Below are 21,744 nucleotides of genomic sequence, written 5' to 3'. Positions count from 1 at the left end.
CGCAGCCAGTTTGGACGGTAGCAACGTGTTGACGATCAGTGAAGGAACCACGGATGTAACGGTCAACCTCTCGGCTTTGGTCGATGATGCGGATGCCGATGCAAGCAACGAGCTACAGACCATTTCACGTTCAGGTACCGATGTAACCTTAAGTGATGGTGGAGGTACGGTATCCATTGCGGATAACGATAATGACAGTACGAACGAGATCGAACTACCGACTGGTGGTACCAACGGCCAAGTATTGAGCACAAACGGCAGTGGGGTCTACTCATGGGTAGACGATAATGGAGGCACCGATGATCAGGAAGCCGATGAAGTGGATTTGGCAACTGATGTAGACCTCGATGAGGATGGTACCGATGAAACCACGGTTCAAGAAGCACTGGATGCTTTGGCGGCCATGCCTAAAATCTATGCCACTGGAAAGATCAATGCCAATGGAACGGCTGCTGCCATTTACAATGCTACCGTTTCCAAATTGACCACCAATAACGGTAGTGGAGGAACCGAGGGCGATTATCAAATCACCTTTTCATCCGCCTTGGCGAATACGAACTACATCATCCAATTGACCATTCCGGACTGTGGAGGAAACTGCCCAGGAAACTCATCGGCAAACTATGATGACCCCGGGATTACCTATTACGATCAACAAACGTCCGGGTTTAAAGTCAATATCGGGGATAGTGATAATGGAACCACGCAAAAAGATGATATCGATTTGGACTTTATGTTCACGGTCATAGTCATCCCTAACTAAATCAAACCAATTAGATAAAGAAGATTCGAATGAAAAATGTGATTTTGACTATTGGATTCTTAGTATCCGTAGCCTCGGTAAGTGCACAGGTCGATGCAGGGAGCCTAATGGGCATGCCCACGGCCACCAATACCGAAATGAACAACATCACCGGAGCAACGGTCGGACAGTGTTTGTACAACACCGATCAAAACACCATTTACTACTTTACCGGTTCGGTTTGGGAACGGGCCACCGATGATCAAACGGCTTCTGAGGTAAACTCGGATACCCCGGCTGATGTCGATGGCGACGGCAACACTGAAACTACCGTAGAAGAGGCAATTCAAGATATCGCGCCCATCACCTCGGCCTCTGGGCGGATTTTCTACCCTCCTTCAATTGCCATTGACGCTTCGACCAACGGCACGAACAGAACGGTGAATTTGTATCAAGAATATCTGGATCAATTCGGTTCGGGCAATGTGAATCTGGTTAAGAGTGTGGATGGTTCGACCACCGCACCCGATATCCCGGTGTATGCAGCTAACGAACTGTATTACTATGTAACGTTTTTCGATCCTGCGGTTTTCGCCAATATCAGCATTGACGGATCGAATGGTGAAATGGAATACGACATTGTTGGTCAGCCGGCAGATTACAATTCATTGATCAATGTAGTCTTTGTCGTAAAATAAACAAAAGGAGCAGCAGCCTATTTTGAATACAACCTACTTACATATTCGGCCCATCCTCGTATGCCTCATGTTGTTTTTTGCAGCGGGGCAACTGCATGCCCAATTCTTGCTCCAAGCCCCCAATTCAGGAGATGAAACGAATTTCAGGTGGTATGAGGCCAGTGACCCGGCCACCGTTTTGGCAACGGATTCTTTTTATGAGGTTACCCAACCTGGTGTTTACTTCGCTACCTACGATGGTACCTTATGCGGATCGAACGCCACGGGCTATTTCATCGTAACGAATTGCAACGCCCCATTTAACGAAGTAACCTTGGATGTAAGTGCCAACCTCCAAGGCAGTGCGACTATCGGTTGGAACGATCCCTCATTGACCGGCACCCAACCTACCGTTATCGCAACAACGACCGTTGAACGCTATGTTGCCACGATTACAAAGGCCGGAAACGCCATTGAACTCCCCAGATTTACCGTGGTTTGTTTGAATCAGGCAGCGACCTTGGTCGATGATTTCGTCACGGTGAATGAAGACGAATCCGTAGTGGTACCACTATTTGATAATGATACCGATATACCTACCACCGGCACCTTGACCACAACAAATCCAGCGAATGGAACGGTGACCATTGATGATAATGGAACGCCGAACGATCCTTCGGATGATATCGTGACCTATACGCCTGATCCTGATTACAACGGACCCGATTCTTTCGACTACACCGTTTGTAATGCGATGGGGGATTGCAGTACCGCTACGGTTACCATTGATGTCTTACCGATTGTTGATGCATTTGACGACTCGGTCACTACAGAAGAGGATGTAGCTGTGGATATTATGGTACTGGCCAATGACAATGATGTGCCGACTTCAGGAACGTTCACAACGACCCCGGCATCAAATGGTACGGTAACCATCAACGATAACGGTACACCGAATGATCCTTCGGATGATTTCGTAACCTATACCCCGAATCCAGGTTTTACCGGAACGGATACCTTCGATTACACGATTTGTGATGCCTTAGGAAACTGTAGTACGGCCACCGTAACCGTTATCGTCACGGATCAAATCGATATTGATGCCGATAACGATGGTATCGTTGACGCTTTTGAGGATTTGAATACCGACGGTGATAATGATCCAAGTACCAACCCTACGGATACCGATGGGGATGGGGTACCCGATTATTTGGATATCGATAGTGACAATGACGGTATACCCGATAATATTGAAGCCCAAACCACGCTGGGGTACCTGCCACCGAGCGGCGGCGACCTCAACGGAAATGGTTTGGATGATGTCTATGAGAACGGCGGAAACGTAGGCTTGATCCCAGTAGATACCGATGGAGATGGTATTCCTGATTATGTAGACGAAGATAGTGATGACGATGGGGTACCCGATCGCATAGAGGGCCATGACTTTGACCAAGACGGGGTGGCTGATGTCGTATTCGTTGGTTCGGATAAGGACAACGATGGATTGGACGATGGATACGAAGGGGATACCCAAATCGATGAAGATCCGAACGATCAGGTCAACGATCCTACAACTGATTTGCCCGATACCGATGGCGACGGCATTCCTGACTATCGAGATCCCGATGATGATGATGATGGTATCGAGACCATTGACGAGGATTTGGATCAGGACGGTGATTTCAGCAATGACGATTCCGATTCCGATGGAACACCGAACTATTTGGACCCAGACTTAGAACCTACCGGTTCCGATGAGATCGAAGTGTTCAACGTGCTGACTCCGAACGGGGATGGCATCCATGATGTGCTTCGTATCGCGAATATTGAAAACTTTCCAAACAACACCGTTAAAATTTATAACCGATGGGGCGTACTGGTATATGTTACCAAAGCCTATAACTCCTCAGGGAATGTCTTCGATGGTACCTCCGAAGGGCGGGTCACCGTTGATCAAGACAACAAACTTCCCGTAGGAACATATTTCTACATCATAGATTATGAAGACCAAGCAGGAAGTATGAAACAGTTATCAGGCTACATATACATTAACAGGTAAACAGGAGAACGTGAAGAAGTGTAAACGAACATATATCATACAAATGCTGTTGGGGCTGTTCTCGCTCCTAGGCTTGCAACAGGCAATGGCCCAGCAAGATGCACAGTATACCCAATACATGTACAACACGGTAAGTGTCAACCCTGCCTATGCGGGCTCTAGGGGGCATATGAGTATTGCCGGATTGTATCGGGCACAATGGGTCGGTCTTGATGGGGCTCCTGAAACCCAGACCTTGAATTTGCATACACCACTAGGATATAGGGGTGTCGGTATGGGACTTTCCTTTGTCAACGATATCATCGGACCTACTTCGGAAACCTATTTCGATTTGGATTTCTCATATACCATCCAAACCAGCGTGGACGCGCGATTGAGTTTCGGCCTGAAGGCCAGTGCCCATCTTTTGGACGTTCGCTTTTCAGAATTGAACCAAGACCTGGGCCAAGGCCCGGATCCGACCTTGCAACAAAATATCGACAACCGATTTTCTCCGAACATCGGGGCCGGGGTCTATTACCATACCGAACGCTTTTATGCGGGACTATCGGTGCCACGGTTCTTGGAGACTGAACATTTTGATGAGTCCTCACTATCAACGGCTAGGGAGCAGATGAATTGGTATTTCATTACCGGATATGTTTGGGATTTGAATCCCTTTTTGAAATTCAAACCGGCACTCCTCACCAAAATGGTGCAGGGAGCCCCATTGCAGGTCGATGTTTCGGCGAACTTCATGCTAAACGAAAAATTCATTTTCGGGGCAGCTTATCGCTGGGATGCCGCTTTCAGCGGATTGGCCGGATTTCAGATATCAAAGGAGTTCTTGATCGGTATTGCCTATGATAGGGAAATCACGGATCTCGGGGCGACCGCCTTCAATGACGGATCGTTCGAGATCATTCTGCGTTACGATTTCTTCAAAGCGCTCGGAAACCTTAAATCACCTCGTTTCTTCTAGGCATTTCCAAGCTTTTCAAGTGGAAATAAATTCAAGACTTCGCATCGGCAAATCGCCGAAACGGATTATTTTTACCCTATGAATGAAGAACTTGTGATTTTGGTGAACTCCAATGATGAGAAAATTGGACTGATGCCAAAAATGGAAGCCCATGAAAAAGCCGTGCTGCATAGGGCTTTTTCTGTGTTTATTATGAATGGGAAAGGCCAAACGATGTTGCAACAGCGCGCTGCCGAAAAATACCATTCCCCCTTGCTTTGGACGAATGCTTGCTGCAGCCATCAACGGGACGGGGAATCGAATATCCAAGCAGGTAAGCGAAGATTGAATGAGGAAATGGGTTTTGAGACCGAATTGAAAGAGCTTTTCTCCTTTATCTATAAGGCCCCATTTGATAACGGTCTGACCGAGCACGAGTTAGATCATGTGATGATTGGAAAATATGAACAAGATCCCGTCTTGAACCCCGATGAGGTGGCCGCATGGAAATGGATGTACCCGGAAGATGTCAAAAACGATATCGCAAAACATCCTGAAAATTATACGGCATGGTTCAAGATCATTTTCGATCGCTTCTATGATCATGTCACCGAAAATTTGAAAGGATGAAGGTCAAGGTAAGTAGAAAGGCACAATTCAACGCCGCACATCGCTTGTATCGACAAGACTGGGATTTTGAAAAGAACCAAGCGGTCTTTGGGAAATGCAATAATCCCAAATTCCACGGTCATAATTACGAGTTGATCGTCAGTGTCACCGGTGAAATCAATCCGGAAACGGGGTATGTCATGGACATGAAAATCCTAAAGGACTTGATCAAAGAGCACGTTGAGGAAGGCTTGGATCATAAGAACCTGAATATGGAGGTTTCAGAGTTCAAGGAAATGAATCCGACAGCAGAGAATATCGCCGTAGTGATTTATGATCGCTTGCGACCGCATATCGATGCAGCCAATGATATTGAAGTGGTGTTATACGAAACGCCGCGAAATTTTGTTACCTATACAGGTTAATCACACAAACTATGAAATTCTATCCGCTTAAATTCGAACCCATACTGAAAGAACGCTTATGGGGAGGGACGAAACTTGGTGAGGTATTGCACAAAAAAATCCCGAACGACATTACCGGTGAGAGCTGGGAGCTTTCTGCGGTCGAAGGCGATGTTTCCATCGTTGCGAACGGGCCATGGCAAGGAACCTCTTTGCAGACCCTGATTGATGAACATCAGGACGGCCTTCTTGGTCGATCCGTTTTTGATCGTTTTGGAACCGAGTTTCCGATATTGATCAAGTTCATCGATGCTAAGAAAGACCTTTCCATCCAATTGCATCCCAATGATGAGCTGGCCCAAAAAAGGCACGGTTCCTTCGGAAAGACCGAAATGTGGTACATCATGGATGCCGATCCCGGCGCTGAATTGATCGTTGGGTTCAATAAAGAAGTCGAAAAAACGGAATATCAGGAACGTGTTGAAAACGGATCCTTGCTCGATATTTTGAATTATGAGGAGGTGGCTGAAGGGGATACGTTTTTCATCAACACCGGGAAGATACATGCCATTGGGGCAGGGGTTCTGCTCGCAGAGATTCAACAGACATCCGATATTACGTATCGCGTTTTCGATTTTAACCGAAAGGATAAAAACGGGAATTTAAGGGAGTTGCATACCGAATTGGCCCTCGATGCCATTGATTATTCAAAGAAAGACGATTTTAAGGTAAATTACCCCCAGGCCGAAAACGCAACCAATGCTATGGTCGAATGTCCGTATTTCAAAACGGACTATTTGAACCTTGATCGCGATTTTGAACAAGACCTTACTTCGAGGGACTCGTTTACCATATATCTGTGTGTTAAAGGAAAGGCCCGTTTCAAGAGCGAAGGAGGCGAAGCCGACCTGGTAAAAGGGGAAACCCTACTCATACCCGCTGCTACCGAACAACTCCGAATCGAAACCGATGGGGCCCGACTTTTGGAAGTTACAATTTAATGTTACATTTGGTTAAAACCTCTTTATGGCAAGTATCAGGGATTTAAAAAAGGATATCAATTTCGTTTTGGGTGATATCATGGACGCGGTCTACCAATGGGAGGCTGCCACCGATAACAACAACTCCGATGAGGGCACGGCCTTGATCGATAGTGCGATTGCTGCATTCGATAGTTTGATGGATAAGGTCCATGCCAAGGTCGAAGGTGACAAAAAGGCCCATTTCAAAGCCATTCGAAGTGAATTGGAGCAAACCGCAACAACGCTTGTGGAAAGGCTCAACAAACTTGGCGATTGATTTCCTGAGAACGGGCTTTATTGATCCAAATAAGCCGCTAGCGCTTTTCCGTATTTCGAATCGGCAGCCGAAGCACTCAAATTATTCCGGATGGAATCCAAGTACTTAGGATTGGCATCGGCTACTTCCGACAAGGCCAGATAAGGTGCAACGGGAGTGTTGCCATTGCGGAGCGCGAAATTCAAAACATATTGATAGCGACGGATGATGTTCCGATCCATCAGTTTTTGGATGGAGTCAACGCGTTCAGGCACTTCTTGAAACTCGGGTAAAACCGCCAATTGTGCCAATTCAAGGTCGCGTTTGTTGAAGTTGGTCAACATGGTTCGGCATTCTTCCAAAACGTCGTTTGAGGTCGATCCACTGACTTCAGCATTGAGGTCAAAGGTGTTCCAATGGGTATTGATCGAAATCTCACCAGCTTCCCCGAAAAACGAAATACGATCATTTAAATCGTTGTTATCCGCTTTCTTTAAATACAAATAGAACAATTCAGGACTGGGTACCTCGGTTTTAAATCGGAAGCTCCCGTTTCCGGCAATGACCAGTGAGTCAATGGTGGTCAAGACCGAGTCTTGGATGTGCTGCAAGTATAGGGTACCCTTTTTCAAACCGGCGATCTCACCACTCACGATCATGTCGTTAGCGGATTCGGATTCGCAAGAAACCAATGCAATTCCTATCAGAAGGGTCAAGAGGTAATTCTTCATCGCTGTTGCCATTTAGGCCGCAAATATCGAAAATCTAATTGTTTTGGGCACGGCAAAAAACCGATTTATATGTTCGAGGCGACCTCCATCAGCAAGGCGCAAAGGTAAGCCCCCGCCGTACCCACCACATAGCCGAAGACGGCCAATAAGATTCCGACGGAAGTTAGGGACGGGTGGAACTCCGCGGCTACGACCGGCGCAGAGGCGGCCCCCCCGACGTTTGCCTGGCTTCCTACCGCCAAGAAAAAATACGGCGCTTTGATGAGCTTGGCGACCAAAATCAAGAGTCCGGCATGTATGGCGATCCATATCAACCCGATGGCGATGAGACCCGGATTCTCGAGCACACGGCCCAAATCCATTTTCATTCCGATGGTGGCCACTAAAACGTAGATGAAGAGCCCACCGATTTTACTGGCCCCGGCGCCTTCGTAATTTTTCGCTTTGGTAAAGGAAAGTCCGATTCCAAATGCTGTGGCGAAAACGACCATCCACAAAAACTTGGACCCTAAAGAAGACAATACTTTTTCCTTGTTTCGGATGACTTCGAAATTCGCTTCCAAGAAATCGGCGAATTGCCCCCCAAGAAAGTGCGCCAGTCCGACCCCTGCAAAAGCGAAAAAGAACAGCATGACGAAATCAGGTAGCGTGGTTACCCGGGCTATTTTAGCGGTGTGCTCGCTGACTTTGTGTTTCAGTTCCTCGATGGAACTGGTATCCGATCGCAACCATTTGTCGATCCTGTCGGTCTTTCCGACACCCAGTAGGATCAAGGCCATCCAGATGTTGGCTACAACGATATCGATCAGGACCATGCCTCCGTATTTTTCAGGATTGTATTGAAACACTTCGAGCATAGCGGCTTGATTCGCACCGCCACCGATCCAACTTCCCGCAATGGTCGAAAGACCCCGCCATACGGCATCAAAGCCTGCCCCGCCGACGGTTTCAGGAGAAAAAATGGAAACGATCAAAATCGCCAATGGCCCTCCGATGATGATACCGGCCGTACCGGTGAAGAACATGATCAGGGCTTTCGACCCCAAGTTCATGATCGCCTTGATATCAATGCTCAGTGTCATCAAAATCAGGGCAGCCGGAAGCAAATACCGACTGGCCACAAAATAAAGGTTCGAGTCTTTTTCCGAAACCACGCCCGTACTGGCCAAAATAGCGGGCAAGAGGTAACACATCAAGACTGTGGGCACTATGGTGTAGAATTTCTTCCAGATTCGCGATTGCAGGGCCGATGTGTAAAAAACGAACCCAAGACAGAGCGCAAGAAGTCCAGCGATTACGGTATCGTCGGTAAAGGGAAATTGATTCATTTTGACAGTTGGTTTACTGTCAAATATAACAAAAAGGTCTCCCTAAATGTTCAACCAATAGGTCAGTTTGAGGTTGATCGATCGGCTTCTGGGCATAAAGGAGTTCACGAAATAATTGTCATTGTATACCACGAATAGATCCGAAAGGGGAGCAAAACGCCATTGTAGCCTCGAATTGATTCCTAAATTATCACGTTGGTTGCTGTACTGGACCAAGGTCGACCAGAACACCGATTTGTTGAAGGTAATGTTCACACGTGGACTGACCAGCCAAATGTCGGCCCTTGAATGCGGAGTGGGTAGGTCGATATGGTCGTATTGCATGTTCAACCCCACGGTAACCTTCGGTTGGAAACGGAGGTTAAAACTCCCTTCCATCGAATAGCGGTTGCCATTGAAAAATTCACCGAAACTGGGCTGGAACCCGTATGAGAATACCCGTCGCTGATCCGATTGGAATTCCAATTCGATATTGTTGAAATGGTATCCCGTATCGGCAGGTAAGGGCACTGCATCGTCTTTACCCGTAGGTTCGAACTCATCGGTCAAGTATACAAAGCGCTTTTGGAAACGGGCTTGCAGGCGTTCCAATGACCTGAATTCGGCGCTGGTCTCCACTGAAAGGTTGTAGTCAGAATACAGGAAATCGAGTCCGGGTCGCCAGGTGACCACACTGAATACTTGGGCTTGATACCGGTTCACGCTGCCTTTTTTAGGCCAATACCTGCCTTCGAATATATTGGCAACCTTAAAGATATCCTTACGGCGGATAAAGCCCAGATCCGAATTGAACTCCTCATCGATGGAAACCACGTCGACAAAGGCCGAAAAATTCCGGGTATTCTTTCCCAAATTGAATCCGAGGGAATAGTTTCCTTCACTGTCATCGGGTTGGAAGGATTTATGGGCGTAAAATTTTCCGGTCCAACTGTTATCCGCAGAGGCCAGGTTATAATCGAGACCAATGACCCTGTTGAAGGTTTCGTCTTCCGGAAGGAAATCGGCATTGATGGCTTGTCGGTTGATAAAAAAGAAACCCAGATTTGAACGGGAGAACAGTTTTTGCTGCAAGGCGAACATCATGTTGTTGTTCGACGGGATTTCGTTGGCTTCATCCTCTTCAGTCTGTATGTTCAAGAACCCAAGACGGAGGTTATTGTTCAGTTTACCACTAAGGCGAACCCCCCCGATAATTCGATTTTCGATGGTATTGTCTGCCGTATCCCTGGCAATACCGATACGACGCGAGAAAAAGGGGTTGGCATCACGACCCCCTCCGAAACTTCCGAATAGGTCGTTATTGTCGATGAAAAATTGCCTGCGCTCGGGTAAGGCCACTTCGAACCGGGTCAGGTTCGTAATGAAGTTATCCACTTCGACCGTAGAGAAATCAGGATTCAGGGTCAGATCGAGATTCAGGCTATTGCCAATGGATATCTTGGCGTCACCACCGACCTTAAAGTCGTTGAGGTTCTCATCGTTTTCATAGTCACGGGCGACGATGCCGTTGACATAGGGAATAATGGCCAGAGGGGTACGTGACTTACCCAGTCCTTTCTCAAAGATCATGTCTCCCATAAAAGCCAATCCGAAAATAAACTGGTTTTGTGGAATTTGCATCCAGGTGGTCCGTTCATTGGTCTGCATATCGAGGCGATAGCTATTGAACCGCCATTTCGTTTCCCCTTCCTTGAATTTAAACGAGGTCAATGGGATGGCCATTTCCATGATGAAATGATCATCGTTGATGGTCGATTCGCCACGCCACTTGACGTCCCATGATGTCGTAAAACCGTTCCGGGCCGTACCACCACCTGATATCAAGGCTTCCCTGCGAACACCAAAGGGGTTCATCCCGAAGAGGAAGGCGAGGGTGCCGTCATTGAAGGTATCGAAAACCAAGCTGATCTGATCGATACCCCCACCGCGAAAGTCACGTTGTAAAGATTGGGTGATAAACTCCCTTCCAGCGGCATTCCCTTTGATACCTACATACAAGGTGGTATCGTCATACAGCATCTTGATATTGGTCTGTTGTTCGGCCATGACCGAATCGGAAGGAAAATATTGGTGGAAATCTTGGGCACTTTCTGCTTGAAGCCAAATCGCCTCGTCAAGTCTGCCATCAATGGTGATGGCATCTTGGATGTGCTTAACGGTAAATGATTTTTTTTGGTTTTGCGCGTGGCCAATACCCAGAAAAAAGAGTGCAACAAGGGCAGCGTAAATTCTTGCCATGAAGCGATTTTGAATTAGTCGGGCTAATTTAAGGCGAAGCTTCGTTAAAAAAATCCCAAAACTAGGTGTCGCTCCCGTTTTTCTTTTTCGGTGCCCTTTTGGCGTCTTTCAAACTTTTCATTAGCATCCATTCAATTTGCCCGTTCGTACTCCGAAATTCGTCGGATGCCCATTTTTCAATGGCCTTGAACATGGCTTCATCCAACCGCAATGCAAATGCCTTTTTTTTACTCATTTGATTTGATGAATAAGGTCAATACGGAAATTAGTCGTTCGGGAATCCTAAAATCGGGATTGAGATAGGATTGTTGGTTTTCAAGAGCGTCATTTACCGTTTTCAGTACATGGTTCATTTTTGGAATGATCTCATAGCGTGCATCCGGCCTGGCTTGCTGGAGCAGTTGGGCATCAGCCACGGTAATTTGACTGTCGGCGTCCCCATTGAGAATGAGGACCGGCGCCTTTATTTTGGCGATTTCCTTGGCAGGATCCAGCGGTATCCATTCGCGCAGGAAACCCTGGTTTTGTGGTGCGAATACCGCGTATAGAAAAGGATGGACCTCAACGATGGTATCCGTGGTCATGAGTTCCGAGACATGTTCTTCCGCCAATTTACCCAAATCGTCGTTTTGGGCCGTGATCTGACGTACCAGACTTTGATCGATGGGCGTACCAGGGCCAGCCAATGAAGTATAGCTTTTAATCGTTGTGCGCTGGGCGACCAACATACCGATCAAAGACCCTTGGCTATGGCCGATCAAGTGGACCCCACTAAATCGCGGGTCTTCGCCGAAATGAGCGGCAATGGTCTCTACATCCTTAACGAGGTCAAAGAACGACAAGGTATTTATGGTGCTGCGGTTTTTAGGATTCGAAGTCCGTTTATCGAACCGGAAAAACGCGATACCGTGGGCCACCAAACTATCCGATAGTTGTTTGATGTGGTCTGCTGTGGCCAATCCACCTTGGTTACCGTTCCTATCGGCATTTCCCGAACCGTGTATGAACACTACCAAAGGAAGTGGATCGTAGCCTTCCAAATAGGTCAGGGTACCCGGTAACGCAATGGTATCATTGAAGATTTCGATGTCTTCCGAAATCTTTTGGGAAACCAGGAGAAGGGGCGATAAAAAAACAAAAAATAGGATCGATCTCATCGGTTCTTATCCCTTTCAAAAATAATCCGCATGGATTGTTCCGCAACATCAAGTACCACCCAACCCTGTTTGGCATGTTCGTTCAAGACATCTTCCAGGCGTTGGTTATTGTTTTTCATGCCCATTTTCCATTGGGTGACTTTATACTCTTTCATTGTCGTGGTATTTTTTGATGATTTGATCGGCAGCTTCAGGGCGTTGGGTGCCGATCAATATTTTCTTTCCGTTTTTCAATTCAAGCTGAATGCCCATTGAACCTTTGACGTTATAGGCGATATCGTTGCGGTTGGGGAAAAAACGGATCCCCCAACCACCGTATTCACTAATCGGCCGGTATTTTCTGGTGTAGCATTTTGAAATGTCATACCAAGAATAACGTTTCGCGTTCCGATGGAAGGGGGCGAACCGTAGCTGTATCCCCGTTTCATCAATAGTGGTATGCAATTTAAACAAGAAGGGCAGCCCAAAGCAAAGTAACAAGAGGACAATGACCAAGATCTGACCTAGCACATCATCTTGGGCCACTTTGTCTACCGCTTCTTCAAGAACGAACCAGCGATAACAAAAAACCCCGAGTAGGATCAAAAGGCTTCCGTTGATCAAGAGCATCCACCACTGGTTAAACCATTGTTTTTCAGAAAACACCCGCATGATCAATGATTTAAAGTACCGGTGTTCAGCACAGGTGAGGCGTCTTTATCGGAGCATAAGACCACCATTAAGTTACTGACCATGGCCGCTTTGCGTTCTTCATCCAAATCGACAATGTCTTTTTCATTGAGCTCATCAAGTGCCATTTCGACCATACTGACCGCACCTTCTACGATTTTATGCCTGGCGGCGACAATGGCGGTAGCTTGCTGGCGTTTCAGCATGGCATTCGCGATTTCTTGGGCATAGGCCAAATAACCGATACGGGCTTCCAGTACTTCGATACCCGCCATCTCCAATCGGTCTTGGATTTCTTTTTCAAGGGCTTCGCTCACTTCATTGACACTTGACCGAAGCGTAATGTCTTCCTCGATTCCTTCATCGGCAAAGTTGTCATAGGGGTACATGCTAGCCAATTTACGAACGGCGGCATCGGTTTGTACACGTACGAAGTTCTTATAGTCGTCGACATCAAAGGCCGCTTTATAGGTGTCGGTGACCCTCCAGACCAAAATCGTACTGATCATGATCGGGTTCCCCAGTTTATCGTTCACCTTGAGGCGCTCGCTGTCAAAATTACTGGCGCGAAGTGAGATCTTCCGTTTTGAATAGAGCGGATTGACCCAATACAAGCCATTTTTCTTGATGGTACCCACATATTTTCCGAAAAGCAGCAAGACGCGTGAACTGTTCGGATTGACCAATACCAATCCGACGAACAGGATGAGTCCGAATACGGTGGCAAGGCCATACCATGGGTTTTCGGCGCGTACCCCCAAGACGATACCGCCAAAAAATAAAAATAGGGTAACGAACAGCATGAAATAGCCGTTCAACGGGGTAATGATTTTTTCGTTTGTCATGATTGCTGTGTTATTTGATATTAAAATGATATCATAAATATATTAAATCAAATTGAATTTTCCAAATAGGATCTGCGTACGGCGCCAGCTGTGATGGATTGGGTATCCATTGAAATGCTGTAATGGGATGCAAAAGGAAAGTGGAGTCGTGGGCAGTTACGATCCTAGTTGATGATGCGAAAGGTCAAATTGATGCGGGCCCCGATGGTTTTTTTCGTTTTCGGGATTTGATGCTGCCAATGATGCTGCATCGCCCCTTGCATCAACAAGAGGCTGCCGGTTTGCAACAACAGTTTGTGCCGCGCTTCTTTGAGCTGCTTATGGCGAAGATGGAAATACCGTTCTTGCCCCAAGGAAATGGAAGCGATGACCGGGTTTCGACCCAATTCAGGTTCGTCATCGGCATGCCAACCGTTACTGTCTTGCCCATCGCGGTATAAATTGGCCAAACAGGTGGTAAAGCGATGGCCGGTATGTGCTTCCAGTTGTGATTTGATTTCCAATAAATCACCCTCGAACGGGTGTGGATGCATGGTCAGGCCCGAATACCGATACGGCTTACCGTTATCGGCGAACAAGGCGGTCAGTCTTGGTTGGGCATAGGTCTTACCGAAAACGGTAATATCGTCTTGCTGCCAAGGCAGCGCTTCTTTCATGCGGGCGAAATAAGCGGCAGCATCAATGGTCGGTATGAAATGCGGGTAATACCGCAGATCCGCATCGGGTAACTCAAAGGTCTCGGAATCTGAAAACAACGACGTCATGAGGCCAACACGGCTTTGAGTTGGTTGCGGTACTCAGATGGGTTTTGCCCAGTAAAGGCCTTGAACGACTTGTTGAAGTGGGAAAAATTGTTGAACCCGCTCTCAAAACAGACCTCCGTAATGCTCATGGGTTGTTCGGCCAAGAGTTTCGAGGCATGGACCAAGCGGTATTCGTTGACGAACTGTACAAAGGTCTTATTGGTGATTTTTTTGAAATACCGGCAAAAGGAAGGTACGGTCATGCTGACCATATCGGCGATTTCACCCAAACTGATATCTTCTTTGAAATGCGTCTTCACATGATTGAACACCACATTGATCCGATCGTTGTCCTTGACTTCGGTTTCCATGGCGAATCCTTCGGCATTCAACACCCTGAATTCATCCGAATTGCCCAATTCGTTCAGTATGTTCAGGATGGACAATAGCCGTTGAAAATCGGTTTGGTATTCCAGAATTTCCATTTTTTCCCCGATTTTCCGCTTGGTTTTGCCATAAAACGCGATGCCGCTTTTCGCCACTTCGAACAATTTTTGGATTTTGTTCATCTCAGGGATCTCAAAAAAGTCACTGCCCAAGAAATCGGGTTTCATTTGAACCACGGTTTCGCTCTTGTTCCCGGTCAGTTTATCCGTGAATCCACAATGTGGAAGGTGGGATCCTATCAAAATCAGATCCCCGTCCCTATAATAGGAAACGTGACTTCCGATTTGGCGTTTGCCCGAACCACCATTGACATAAACCAATTCCAATTCGGGATGGTAGTGCCAACCGTTCACTTTGTTTTCCTTGTTTTCGTCAAATTTGACGTAGGTATAGGAATGCCCGAAATTAGGGGCGATCGCTTCAAATGCGGGTTTCGCTTTTTTCAGCTCCATTTTCTTTTCCATAACGTAAAATTACTTCCGGCCGAATCATTGCATCTATGCAAAATTACCACAATTCTATGGTATTTTACCTTTTATGAAATTTTAACACCTCTATAAGGTTAATATTGAACAGAAATTGGATAAATCCGTAGTTGAATCGAGGGGTGCTGCAGTGCTAAGTTTGTATCCTAATTCAATTGCAAATCATTAAAACGAAATGTTATGAAGACACTTAAGAGAAATACAGTAGTAGTAGCCTTATTGTTCGCAGCGGCCACTGGCCTTGCCAACGGACCGAAGATCAGCGAAGTCGAAAAAAACCTAATCGAGGTCAATGCTGATCCCGTATTCAAGAAAAAGGGGAACAAATTGTTCATGAACTTGTTGAACCTCGACCAGGAGAAAGTGACCATAAAAGTCATGGATAGCAATGGTCGTGTGGTATTCAAACAAGTTTTGGAAGGCGATTTGGTCGTTGAGAAGGCGTTCAACTTCGAACAGGCATACAGTGACAGTTACACGGTCATTATCGTTGATGATAACAAGACCTACAAAGAAACCGTTGAGGTAAAATAGTTATTAGTTAAGTTAATTTTATTCAGTTGTGAGGCCCCGACATCGTCGGGGCTTTTTCATAGCCATTTTTTGAGCCGTTCCCTTTTGTACGCGGGCAAGGCTTCGTTCGCAATGGCATGTTGGAGTGTTTTGGAATCCTTCTCCCTTCCGAAAAGTAACCGATAAAAGGCCTGAATGGTCAATGGGTTTTCACTTTCTTCGATCAATTCCATATGATCCCCTTTTTGAACCGTTCCTTCTTCCAAGACCTTGACATAAGTACCCGGATGTCCGTGGTCGATAAAGGCCTTTAGGATTCCTTGATCTTTAAATCGAATGCCCAGTTTAAAGCAGGGCTCACGGGGTTGGGTCACTTGTACCAAGGCCGTACCCAAACGATAGATGCTTCCGATACGAAGACGATCCTCTTCCATGTGATCCATGGTCAGGTTTTCACCCAACATGCCCCAATCCCATTCCAAGGCCGGGTATTTTTCTTTCCAGTAGGGGTAATGATGTGCCGAAAATAGGTAACAGGCCTTGTGAACACCACCATGCACCTTTCTATCCGCGATGGTGTCCGATCGCACTTGTTCATGCTCCAATTGGATACCCGATTCGGTAGGGTATTTGAAAATCCCGGTAGTAACCGTTTGTCCACGCCATACGACTTCAGTGGATGAACCGATGTTGGTCGATAGTACTTGCATACCCTAAAAATAAAAAACCATCGCAGAAGGCGATGGTTTTTTTCGAGATGATTTGCAAGATCAATCGTCTTGCTCCAGTTTTTTGGTCATGGTAAAACCGACCAACAGCCCAATACCCGATAAGAGGAAGATCGTACCCGGATAGGCAATGTCTTCATCCACATGCAATACGCTTTCCAGAATCGAAGCGATAAAAATACCGACCCCGATACCGATGAGCAAAAGGGCAATGTTCAAGATCAACACCTTCCAGAATGGAGCGGCGTTCTCTTTTTTCCCTTTGACGAAAATACTGGCATCGGCGCCTTTTTCGATCAAGGCCAATCGTTCTTTGTTCCTCGTTGAAAAATAGAGGTAAGCAATGGCGAAAAACACCGTGAACATAATCGGTACTATAACAATTTCAGATCCCATAACTAATTCGTTTTTATGATTATTAATTTGTTTTCACTGCGTATGACGACGGTTTTTCGAAAAGGGTTACAGCAAACCAAAAAAAAGTTGAAAGTTGTAACCAATTGGGTAATTTGATCGTCAATAGGACAATGACTAACAACGACCAATATTTCATCGAGCAATTGCAGGCCGGCAATACCGCCGTTTTCGCTGATTTGGTCGATACCTATAAGAACCTGGTTTTTTCCCTGGCCCTACGCATGCTGAAACAGACCGAAGAGGCCGAAGAAGTCAGTCAAGACACCTTCATTAAGGTATTCAAGGGTATCGATAAATTCAAAAGCGATTCGAAACTGTCGACCTGGATCTATCGGATTACCTATAACAGTTGTCTGGATCGTTTAAAGTCGAAGCGAAGGGAATTCATGACGGTAGAGATCGATGAGCACAATGCGAACAAGATCAGCGATGTAGGCAACGCTTTTGAGGTGTTGGCCCAAAAAGAGCGGGAAGAGGCCATTCAGGAATGTCTGGCCAAACTGCCTCCTGATGACGCCGCACTGTTGACCTTGTTCTATTTTGAAGAAAAGAAATTACAGGAAATTGAAAGAATAACCGATCTTTCGGTCAATACCATTAAGGTGCGTCTCTTTAGGGCGCGCAAGCGTTTGGCCGGTATTATGCAAGATCACTTGGAACCCGAAATATTGCAGCACTATGGATGAGCATCAAAACAAAGACCTGAATGGCTTGGTAGATAAGTTTATGGTGGAGGCTCCGTTAGAACGACCTTCGGCCGATTTCACTGAAAAATTGATGGCCAAGGTCGCTATGCTACCCAAAAAGGGCCTAATCGCTTATAAACCCTTGTTGTCGAATAAACTGAAAATCATATGGGGGTTGGTATTCGTATTGCTCTTGGCCGGGTTGGTGCCCATGGTCGACGCTGCTGCTGAAGGACATGTATATGGGGCTTTGGCAAAGTCTTATTTGAAATCCGTTTCAGCCTATTTGCCCAGTTTCGAATGGTCGAAGTCCTATGTCTATGGCTTTGTTTTCATGGCGGTAATGGTCTTGATTCAAGTCGGTTATCTCAAACGCTTTTTTGAGAATCGCATCGCATGATCACTTTTTGAAATACCAAAAAGGAATGGATTCCTGGATCAACTCCACGATACTGTCGTTCTCTTTCCGTTTTCGCATGACCCGCAACTGATGCTTGCCTTCAGGCACTGCTTTGAGATCCAAAAAAGTTTCGAATCCAAGTCGGTTCTTGCCGTCGGTGGTAATGATGAACTCACTGTCGTAGACCACGCTGTCGATTTTGAAGAAATGCGTTTTGTTGAAGACTTCGAGGTAGTATTTTCGAATGCTGTCTTTCTGGCGACGGGTAGTGATCTTGTCGCTCCAATTCGTGTTGAATTGAAAATTGGTCGACGAAAGCCCCCGTCGGTCCTCTTCGGGTTTCAACGAACCCTCAAAGGCAAAGATCCGTTCCTCCAAATTTTCCGAATAGGGCATGAATACCTGAAGGAAGGTGGTATTGATCACCTTTGATGGAATGACGGCTTCCCCGGGAAAATCACCGTCCTCGGTCATCATGTCTTGATAGTTTTCCTTATTGGCGAAAAAGGTCGATGAGGTACGGTCTTTTTCAAGATAATTCGAGTTCCGGTACTCCAATCCACTTAAGATCAAAATCAAAATGTAAATCGGGGTCAACATCAAAACGATGCGTTTTCCGAAACGATTGTCCAAAAAATTGTAGACCAACGGGCGGTATAGGATCGACAAGCTCAAAAAGCTGAAAACCCAATAAAACGGAAAATAAAAGCGGGCGACCCATTTGTTGCGTTTCATCAGCCCTTGGGTAATGAAATCGAAAAACGTAAGTAGCATCCCTACCGAAATGAATATGACCAAGGGGATGCCTACGCCTTGCGAGACCCATTTTGGAATTTCATCATTATCGATGATGAAGTTCGCCACTAAGGCGATACTCAAAATAATCAGCGTGATGGCCAACACATGAAAAATGAGCAAAAAGGAAATCGCGAAGAGGATACTGCAATAATTTTCAAGATTGGCGATATATCGGTCGAAGGAAACAATGCGTTTTTTAAGGTAATCTTTGAACCATTCGGTGTACTTCAACTTATCGAATTCGATATCTCCCGAAACATAGCGCAGGCCTAATGCACCAATCCATAAACCCCTTAAGACCACATGTAGCAAGAGGTTGAACAAGAGGATGCTGCAAGCGATAAAGGCCACCAAATGGATGACGAATTGGTAGATCTGTTGATTGTTCTGCGCGTTTTCGGCACCAATGCGCAGCGGTTCGTAGGCGGTGAAAAGCCCGAAAATGGCGAAACCCGAGATGATGAGTTCCAATTCCCAGCTTTGCTGTTGCAGGGAATCGAGTAGTTTTTTGAACGCCGGACTTTTGTAATCGTTACTCATAGCGGATCCATTTGGGCTTTAAGATAGCACAAAACAAAAAAAAACCGTCCATGGGCAAGAACGGTTTCGTTTCATATTCGGAATACCTCCAAAAAGGAGGTCTTTATTTGATCATCTCGTAACTGCGATTGATGAATTGGGTGAGTTCTTCACCTTTCAACAAGCCTTTTGAAAGTCGGGCAAGATCTAAAGACTGATTGATCAAGCGCTCCCGCTTTTTCGCGGTTTTGGTGTTCAGGATTTCACCGACCAATTCATGGTTGGTATTGACCACCAAGTTGAACATATCGGGCATATTCCCCATGCCGAACATGCCTCCGCCTCCGGTTTGTTGCATATCCTTCATCCTTCTCATGAATTCCGGTTCGGTGATGACAAAGGGTTGTGCCGTACTATCCATGGCTTCCAATTGCACGGTAAAACTACTTTGTTCCCCGATGACCCCTTCGATCTGCCCTTTTAGGGTTTCTTTTTCCTCATCGGAAAGTTTTGAAATGGCCGTTTCCTCTTTCTTGATCAGATTGTCGATATGATCGGCATCGACCCGCGCAAAGGAAACGTTCTCCTTGGCACCTTCCAATTTTTGGATCAGATGTGGTACGATAGGGGAATCCAACAATAATACTTCGTACCCTTTGGCCTTGGCAGCTTCGATATAGCTGTGCTGGGCATCTCGGTCAGAAGCATAGAGCACGACTTTTTTATCGTCTTTGTCGGTTTGGGTGTCCTTGATTTTTTCGATCAGTTCCTCGAAGGTGAAAAAAGTTCCGTCCACACTGGGGTACAAGGCAAATTTATCGGCTTTTTCGAAGAACTTTTCCTCAGACAACATACCGTACTCGATGACCACTTTGATATCGTTCCATTTCTGTTCGAAATCGGAGCGGTCGTTTTTGAACAAAGAGTTCAATTTATCGGCTACTTTTTTGGTGATGTAGGTCGATATCTTCTTCACCGCGCCATCGGCCTGTAAGTACGAACGGGATACATTCAATGGGATGTCCGGTGAATCGATGACCCCACGTAACATGGTCAGGAATTCGGGTACGATCCCTTCGACGTTATCGGTGACGAAAACCTGATTTTGGTATAGTTGGATGCGATCTTTCTGGATGTTGAGATCATTGGTCAACTTCGGAAAATAGAGGATCCCCGTCAAATTAAATGGGTAATCGACATTCAAATGTATATTGAACAAGGGCTCTTCGAACTGCATCGGATACAATTCGCGGTAGAACCCTTTGTAATCCTCTTCCTTAAGGTCAGCGGGTTTTTTGGTCCACGCCGGATTCGGATTGTTGATGATATCGTCTACCTCTTGGGTCGGGGCTGGGTCTTCATCCTTTGCCTCTTCCCGTTTGGGCAGGGTTTCGGTGCGCGTTCCGAACTTGATCGGAATGGGCATGAATTTGTTGTATTTGCCCAAGAGTTCGCGGATTTTGGAATCTTCAAGGAATTCGACCGAATCCTCTGCGATGTGCAATACGATCTCCGTACCTCGTTCGACGCGTTCGGTCTCACTCAGTTCAAAGCTCGGTGATCCATCGCAAACCCAATGAACGGCAGGCGCTTCCTTGAAACTTTTTGTAAAGATCTCCACTTTGTCGGCGACCATAAAGGCCGAATAAAAGCCAAGTCCGAAATGCCCGATGATACCGGCATCTTTCCCGGCGTCTTTGTATTTATCCAAAAATTCCTCGGCACCTGAAAAAGCGACTTCATTGATGTATTTCTTGACCTCTGATTCGGTCATCCCGATACCCTGATCGATGATGCGTAGGGTCTTAGCTTCTTTGTCGACTTTGATTTCGATAAGGGGTTGACCGTAATCTACCTTGGCCTCACCGATTGCCGTAAGGTGCTTTAGCTTAAGTGTTGCATCGGTAGCGTTGGATATCAATTCACGAAGAAAGATCTCGTGATCGCTGTACAGGAATTTTTTGATTAAGGGGAAAATGTTCTCGACGGAAACATTGATCTTACCAGTTGCCATTGTCAGTATATTTCAATTAGTATTTGGCCTACCCAGGTCAAAAAGGATACCAAGTCGTGTTAGGGTGACAAACTGACACAAGCCCGCAAATGGTATCATTTTAAAAAATTAACAAATTTTATGTTTAATTTATTTCATGATAACTTAAACATTATTTATTTTTGACTCGTTGTGGTAAACTAATTGCTATGAAAGAGTTTAGTCTACAACAAGTTTGTTTATTTATTGGTTAGGTTGTTGAAAACGCGCTTTTGCTAGAAAGCGCGTTTTCGTTTTTATGTTCAATTCAAAATAAATGTTGTAGCATTATTGATTTT

Annotated in this window: 25 protein-coding genes; 11 read left to right on the top strand and 14 right to left on the bottom strand. The window is 46.0% G+C overall.

Annotated elements, in window-relative coordinates; translation table 11 throughout:
- From ABV409_RS16495 to ABV409_RS16460, 8 genes are all read left to right on the top strand, one after another.
- The coding region (locus ABV409_RS16495; protein ID WP_353878728.1) for a hypothetical protein at positions 1–763 on the top strand (763 nt) is incomplete at its 5' end.
- Between the two features lie 29 nt (positions 764–792).
- Positions 793–1,440, top strand: a complete 648-nt coding sequence (locus tag ABV409_RS16490) for a hypothetical protein (protein WP_353878727.1) — start codon at positions 793–795, stop codon at positions 1,438–1,440.
- Positions 1,441–1,507: 67 nt separating this feature from the next.
- A complete protein-coding gene (locus tag ABV409_RS16485; RefSeq protein ID WP_353878726.1) occupies positions 1,508–3,478 on the top strand; it encodes an Ig-like domain-containing protein in 1,971 nt (656 codons plus the stop codon).
- Positions 3,479–3,521: 43 nt separating this feature from the next.
- Positions 3,522–4,439, top strand: coding sequence for a PorP/SprF family type IX secretion system membrane protein (locus ABV409_RS16480; protein WP_353878732.1), 918 nt, complete (start codon positions 3,522–3,524; stop codon positions 4,437–4,439).
- 78 nt (positions 4,440–4,517) lie between these two features.
- Complete coding sequence (idi, locus tag ABV409_RS16475; RefSeq protein ID WP_353878725.1) at positions 4,518–5,048, top strand: isopentenyl-diphosphate Delta-isomerase; 531 nt, start codon at positions 4,518–4,520, stop codon at positions 5,046–5,048.
- A complete protein-coding gene (locus ABV409_RS16470; RefSeq protein WP_353878724.1) occupies positions 5,045–5,452 on the top strand; it encodes a 6-pyruvoyl trahydropterin synthase family protein in 408 nt (135 codons plus the stop codon). Before idi ends, ABV409_RS16470 begins: the two co-directional genes overlap by 4 nt.
- Before the next feature lie 11 nt (positions 5,453–5,463).
- A complete protein-coding gene (locus ABV409_RS16465) occupies positions 5,464–6,432 on the top strand; it encodes a type I phosphomannose isomerase catalytic subunit (RefSeq protein WP_353878723.1) in 969 nt (322 codons plus the stop codon).
- Positions 6,433–6,457: 25 nt separating this feature from the next.
- Positions 6,458–6,730: a hypothetical protein gene (locus tag ABV409_RS16460; protein WP_353878722.1), complete on the top strand. Its 273-nt coding sequence runs from the start codon at positions 6,458–6,460 to the stop codon at positions 6,728–6,730.
- 17 nt (positions 6,731–6,747) lie between these two features.
- Here the strand turns inward: ABV409_RS16460 and ABV409_RS16455 are convergent, their stop codons facing one another.
- The 10 genes from ABV409_RS16455 to ABV409_RS16410 form a co-directional block, all read right to left on the bottom strand.
- The gene (locus ABV409_RS16455; RefSeq protein ID WP_353878721.1) at positions 6,748–7,440 is read right to left on the bottom strand and encodes a DUF4369 domain-containing protein; all 693 of its coding nucleotides are present in this window, start codon (positions 7,438–7,440) and stop codon (positions 6,748–6,750) included.
- 65 nt (positions 7,441–7,505) lie between these two features.
- On the bottom strand, positions 7,506–8,768 hold the full coding sequence (locus ABV409_RS16450; protein WP_353878720.1) for a DUF819 family protein: 1,263 nt from the start codon (positions 8,766–8,768) through the stop codon (positions 7,506–7,508).
- A 42-nt stretch (positions 8,769–8,810) separates the two neighbouring features.
- Positions 8,811–11,006 (bottom strand): DUF5916 domain-containing protein, encoded by a 2,196-nt coding sequence (locus ABV409_RS16445; protein WP_353878719.1) that lies wholly within the window; start codon positions 11,004–11,006, stop codon positions 8,811–8,813.
- Between the two features lie 61 nt (positions 11,007–11,067).
- The gene (locus ABV409_RS16440; RefSeq protein ID WP_353878718.1) at positions 11,068–11,241 is read right to left on the bottom strand and encodes a type II toxin-antitoxin system antitoxin; all 174 of its coding nucleotides are present in this window, start codon (positions 11,239–11,241) and stop codon (positions 11,068–11,070) included.
- Entirely contained in the window at positions 11,234–12,163 is a 930-nt protein-coding gene (locus ABV409_RS16435; protein ID WP_353878717.1) for an alpha/beta hydrolase, read from the bottom strand. Before ABV409_RS16435 ends, ABV409_RS16440 begins: the two co-directional genes overlap by 8 nt.
- Complete coding sequence (locus tag ABV409_RS16430) at positions 12,160–12,318, bottom strand: DUF4177 domain-containing protein (RefSeq protein ID WP_353878716.1); 159 nt, start codon at positions 12,316–12,318, stop codon at positions 12,160–12,162. The genes ABV409_RS16435 and ABV409_RS16430 overlap by 4 nt, the downstream gene beginning before the upstream one ends.
- Positions 12,305–12,814: a hypothetical protein gene (locus ABV409_RS16425; protein WP_353878715.1), complete on the bottom strand. Its 510-nt coding sequence runs from the start codon at positions 12,812–12,814 to the stop codon at positions 12,305–12,307. Before ABV409_RS16425 ends, ABV409_RS16430 begins: the two co-directional genes overlap by 14 nt.
- A gap of 2 nt (positions 12,815–12,816) precedes the next feature.
- Positions 12,817–13,677 (bottom strand): SPFH domain-containing protein, encoded by an 861-nt coding sequence (locus ABV409_RS16420; protein ID WP_353878714.1) that lies wholly within the window; start codon positions 13,675–13,677, stop codon positions 12,817–12,819.
- A 164-nt stretch (positions 13,678–13,841) separates the two neighbouring features.
- Positions 13,842–14,441 (bottom strand): alpha-ketoglutarate-dependent dioxygenase AlkB family protein, encoded by a 600-nt coding sequence (locus ABV409_RS16415; RefSeq protein WP_353878713.1) that lies wholly within the window; start codon positions 14,439–14,441, stop codon positions 13,842–13,844.
- Positions 14,438–15,331 carry an AraC family transcriptional regulator gene (locus ABV409_RS16410; protein WP_353878712.1) on the bottom strand — a complete coding sequence of 298 codons (894 nt, stop codon included), beginning with the start codon at positions 15,329–15,331 and terminating at the stop codon, positions 14,438–14,440. Before ABV409_RS16410 ends, ABV409_RS16415 begins: the two co-directional genes overlap by 4 nt.
- A gap of 201 nt (positions 15,332–15,532) precedes the next feature.
- On the opposite strand from ABV409_RS16410, the gene ABV409_RS16405 reads away from it, so the two are divergent.
- Positions 15,533–15,886: a hypothetical protein gene (locus ABV409_RS16405; protein WP_353878711.1), complete on the top strand. Its 354-nt coding sequence runs from the start codon at positions 15,533–15,535 to the stop codon at positions 15,884–15,886.
- Between the two features lie 56 nt (positions 15,887–15,942).
- Here ABV409_RS16405 and ABV409_RS16400 read toward each other — a convergent pair whose 3' ends face one another.
- Together ABV409_RS16400 and ABV409_RS16395 are read right to left on the bottom strand one after the other, a co-directional pair.
- Complete coding sequence (locus ABV409_RS16400) at positions 15,943–16,575, bottom strand: MOSC domain-containing protein (RefSeq protein ID WP_353878710.1); 633 nt, start codon at positions 16,573–16,575, stop codon at positions 15,943–15,945.
- Positions 16,576–16,635: 60 nt separating this feature from the next.
- Positions 16,636–16,989 carry a DUF6249 domain-containing protein gene (locus ABV409_RS16395; protein WP_353878709.1) on the bottom strand — a complete coding sequence of 118 codons (354 nt, stop codon included), beginning with the start codon at positions 16,987–16,989 and terminating at the stop codon, positions 16,636–16,638.
- Positions 16,990–17,120: 131 nt separating this feature from the next.
- Between ABV409_RS16395 and ABV409_RS16390 the strand changes: the two genes are divergently transcribed.
- Both ABV409_RS16390 and ABV409_RS16385 read left to right on the top strand, forming a co-directional pair.
- On the top strand, positions 17,121–17,696 hold the full coding sequence (locus ABV409_RS16390; protein WP_353878708.1) for an RNA polymerase sigma factor: 576 nt from the start codon (positions 17,121–17,123) through the stop codon (positions 17,694–17,696).
- Entirely contained in the window at positions 17,689–18,096 is a 408-nt protein-coding gene (locus tag ABV409_RS16385; protein ID WP_353878707.1) for a hypothetical protein, read from the top strand. The genes ABV409_RS16390 and ABV409_RS16385 overlap by 8 nt, the downstream gene beginning before the upstream one ends.
- Here ABV409_RS16385 and ABV409_RS16380 read toward each other — a convergent pair whose 3' ends face one another.
- Together ABV409_RS16380 and htpG are read right to left on the bottom strand one after the other, a co-directional pair.
- Positions 18,097–19,434, bottom strand: coding sequence for a hypothetical protein (locus tag ABV409_RS16380; protein ID WP_353878706.1), 1,338 nt, complete (start codon positions 19,432–19,434; stop codon positions 18,097–18,099).
- Positions 19,435–19,537: 103 nt separating this feature from the next.
- Complete coding sequence (htpG, locus tag ABV409_RS16375) at positions 19,538–21,427, bottom strand: molecular chaperone HtpG (RefSeq protein WP_353878705.1); 1,890 nt, start codon at positions 21,425–21,427, stop codon at positions 19,538–19,540.
- Positions 21,428–21,744 lie beyond the last annotated feature (317 nt).

The organism is Flagellimonas algarum, from assembly GCF_040513375.1.
In the GTDB taxonomy this organism is placed as follows: domain Bacteria; phylum Bacteroidota; class Bacteroidia; order Flavobacteriales; family Flavobacteriaceae; genus Flagellimonas_B; species Flagellimonas_B algarum.
This window is presented reverse-complemented; position numbering and strand designations above follow the sequence as displayed.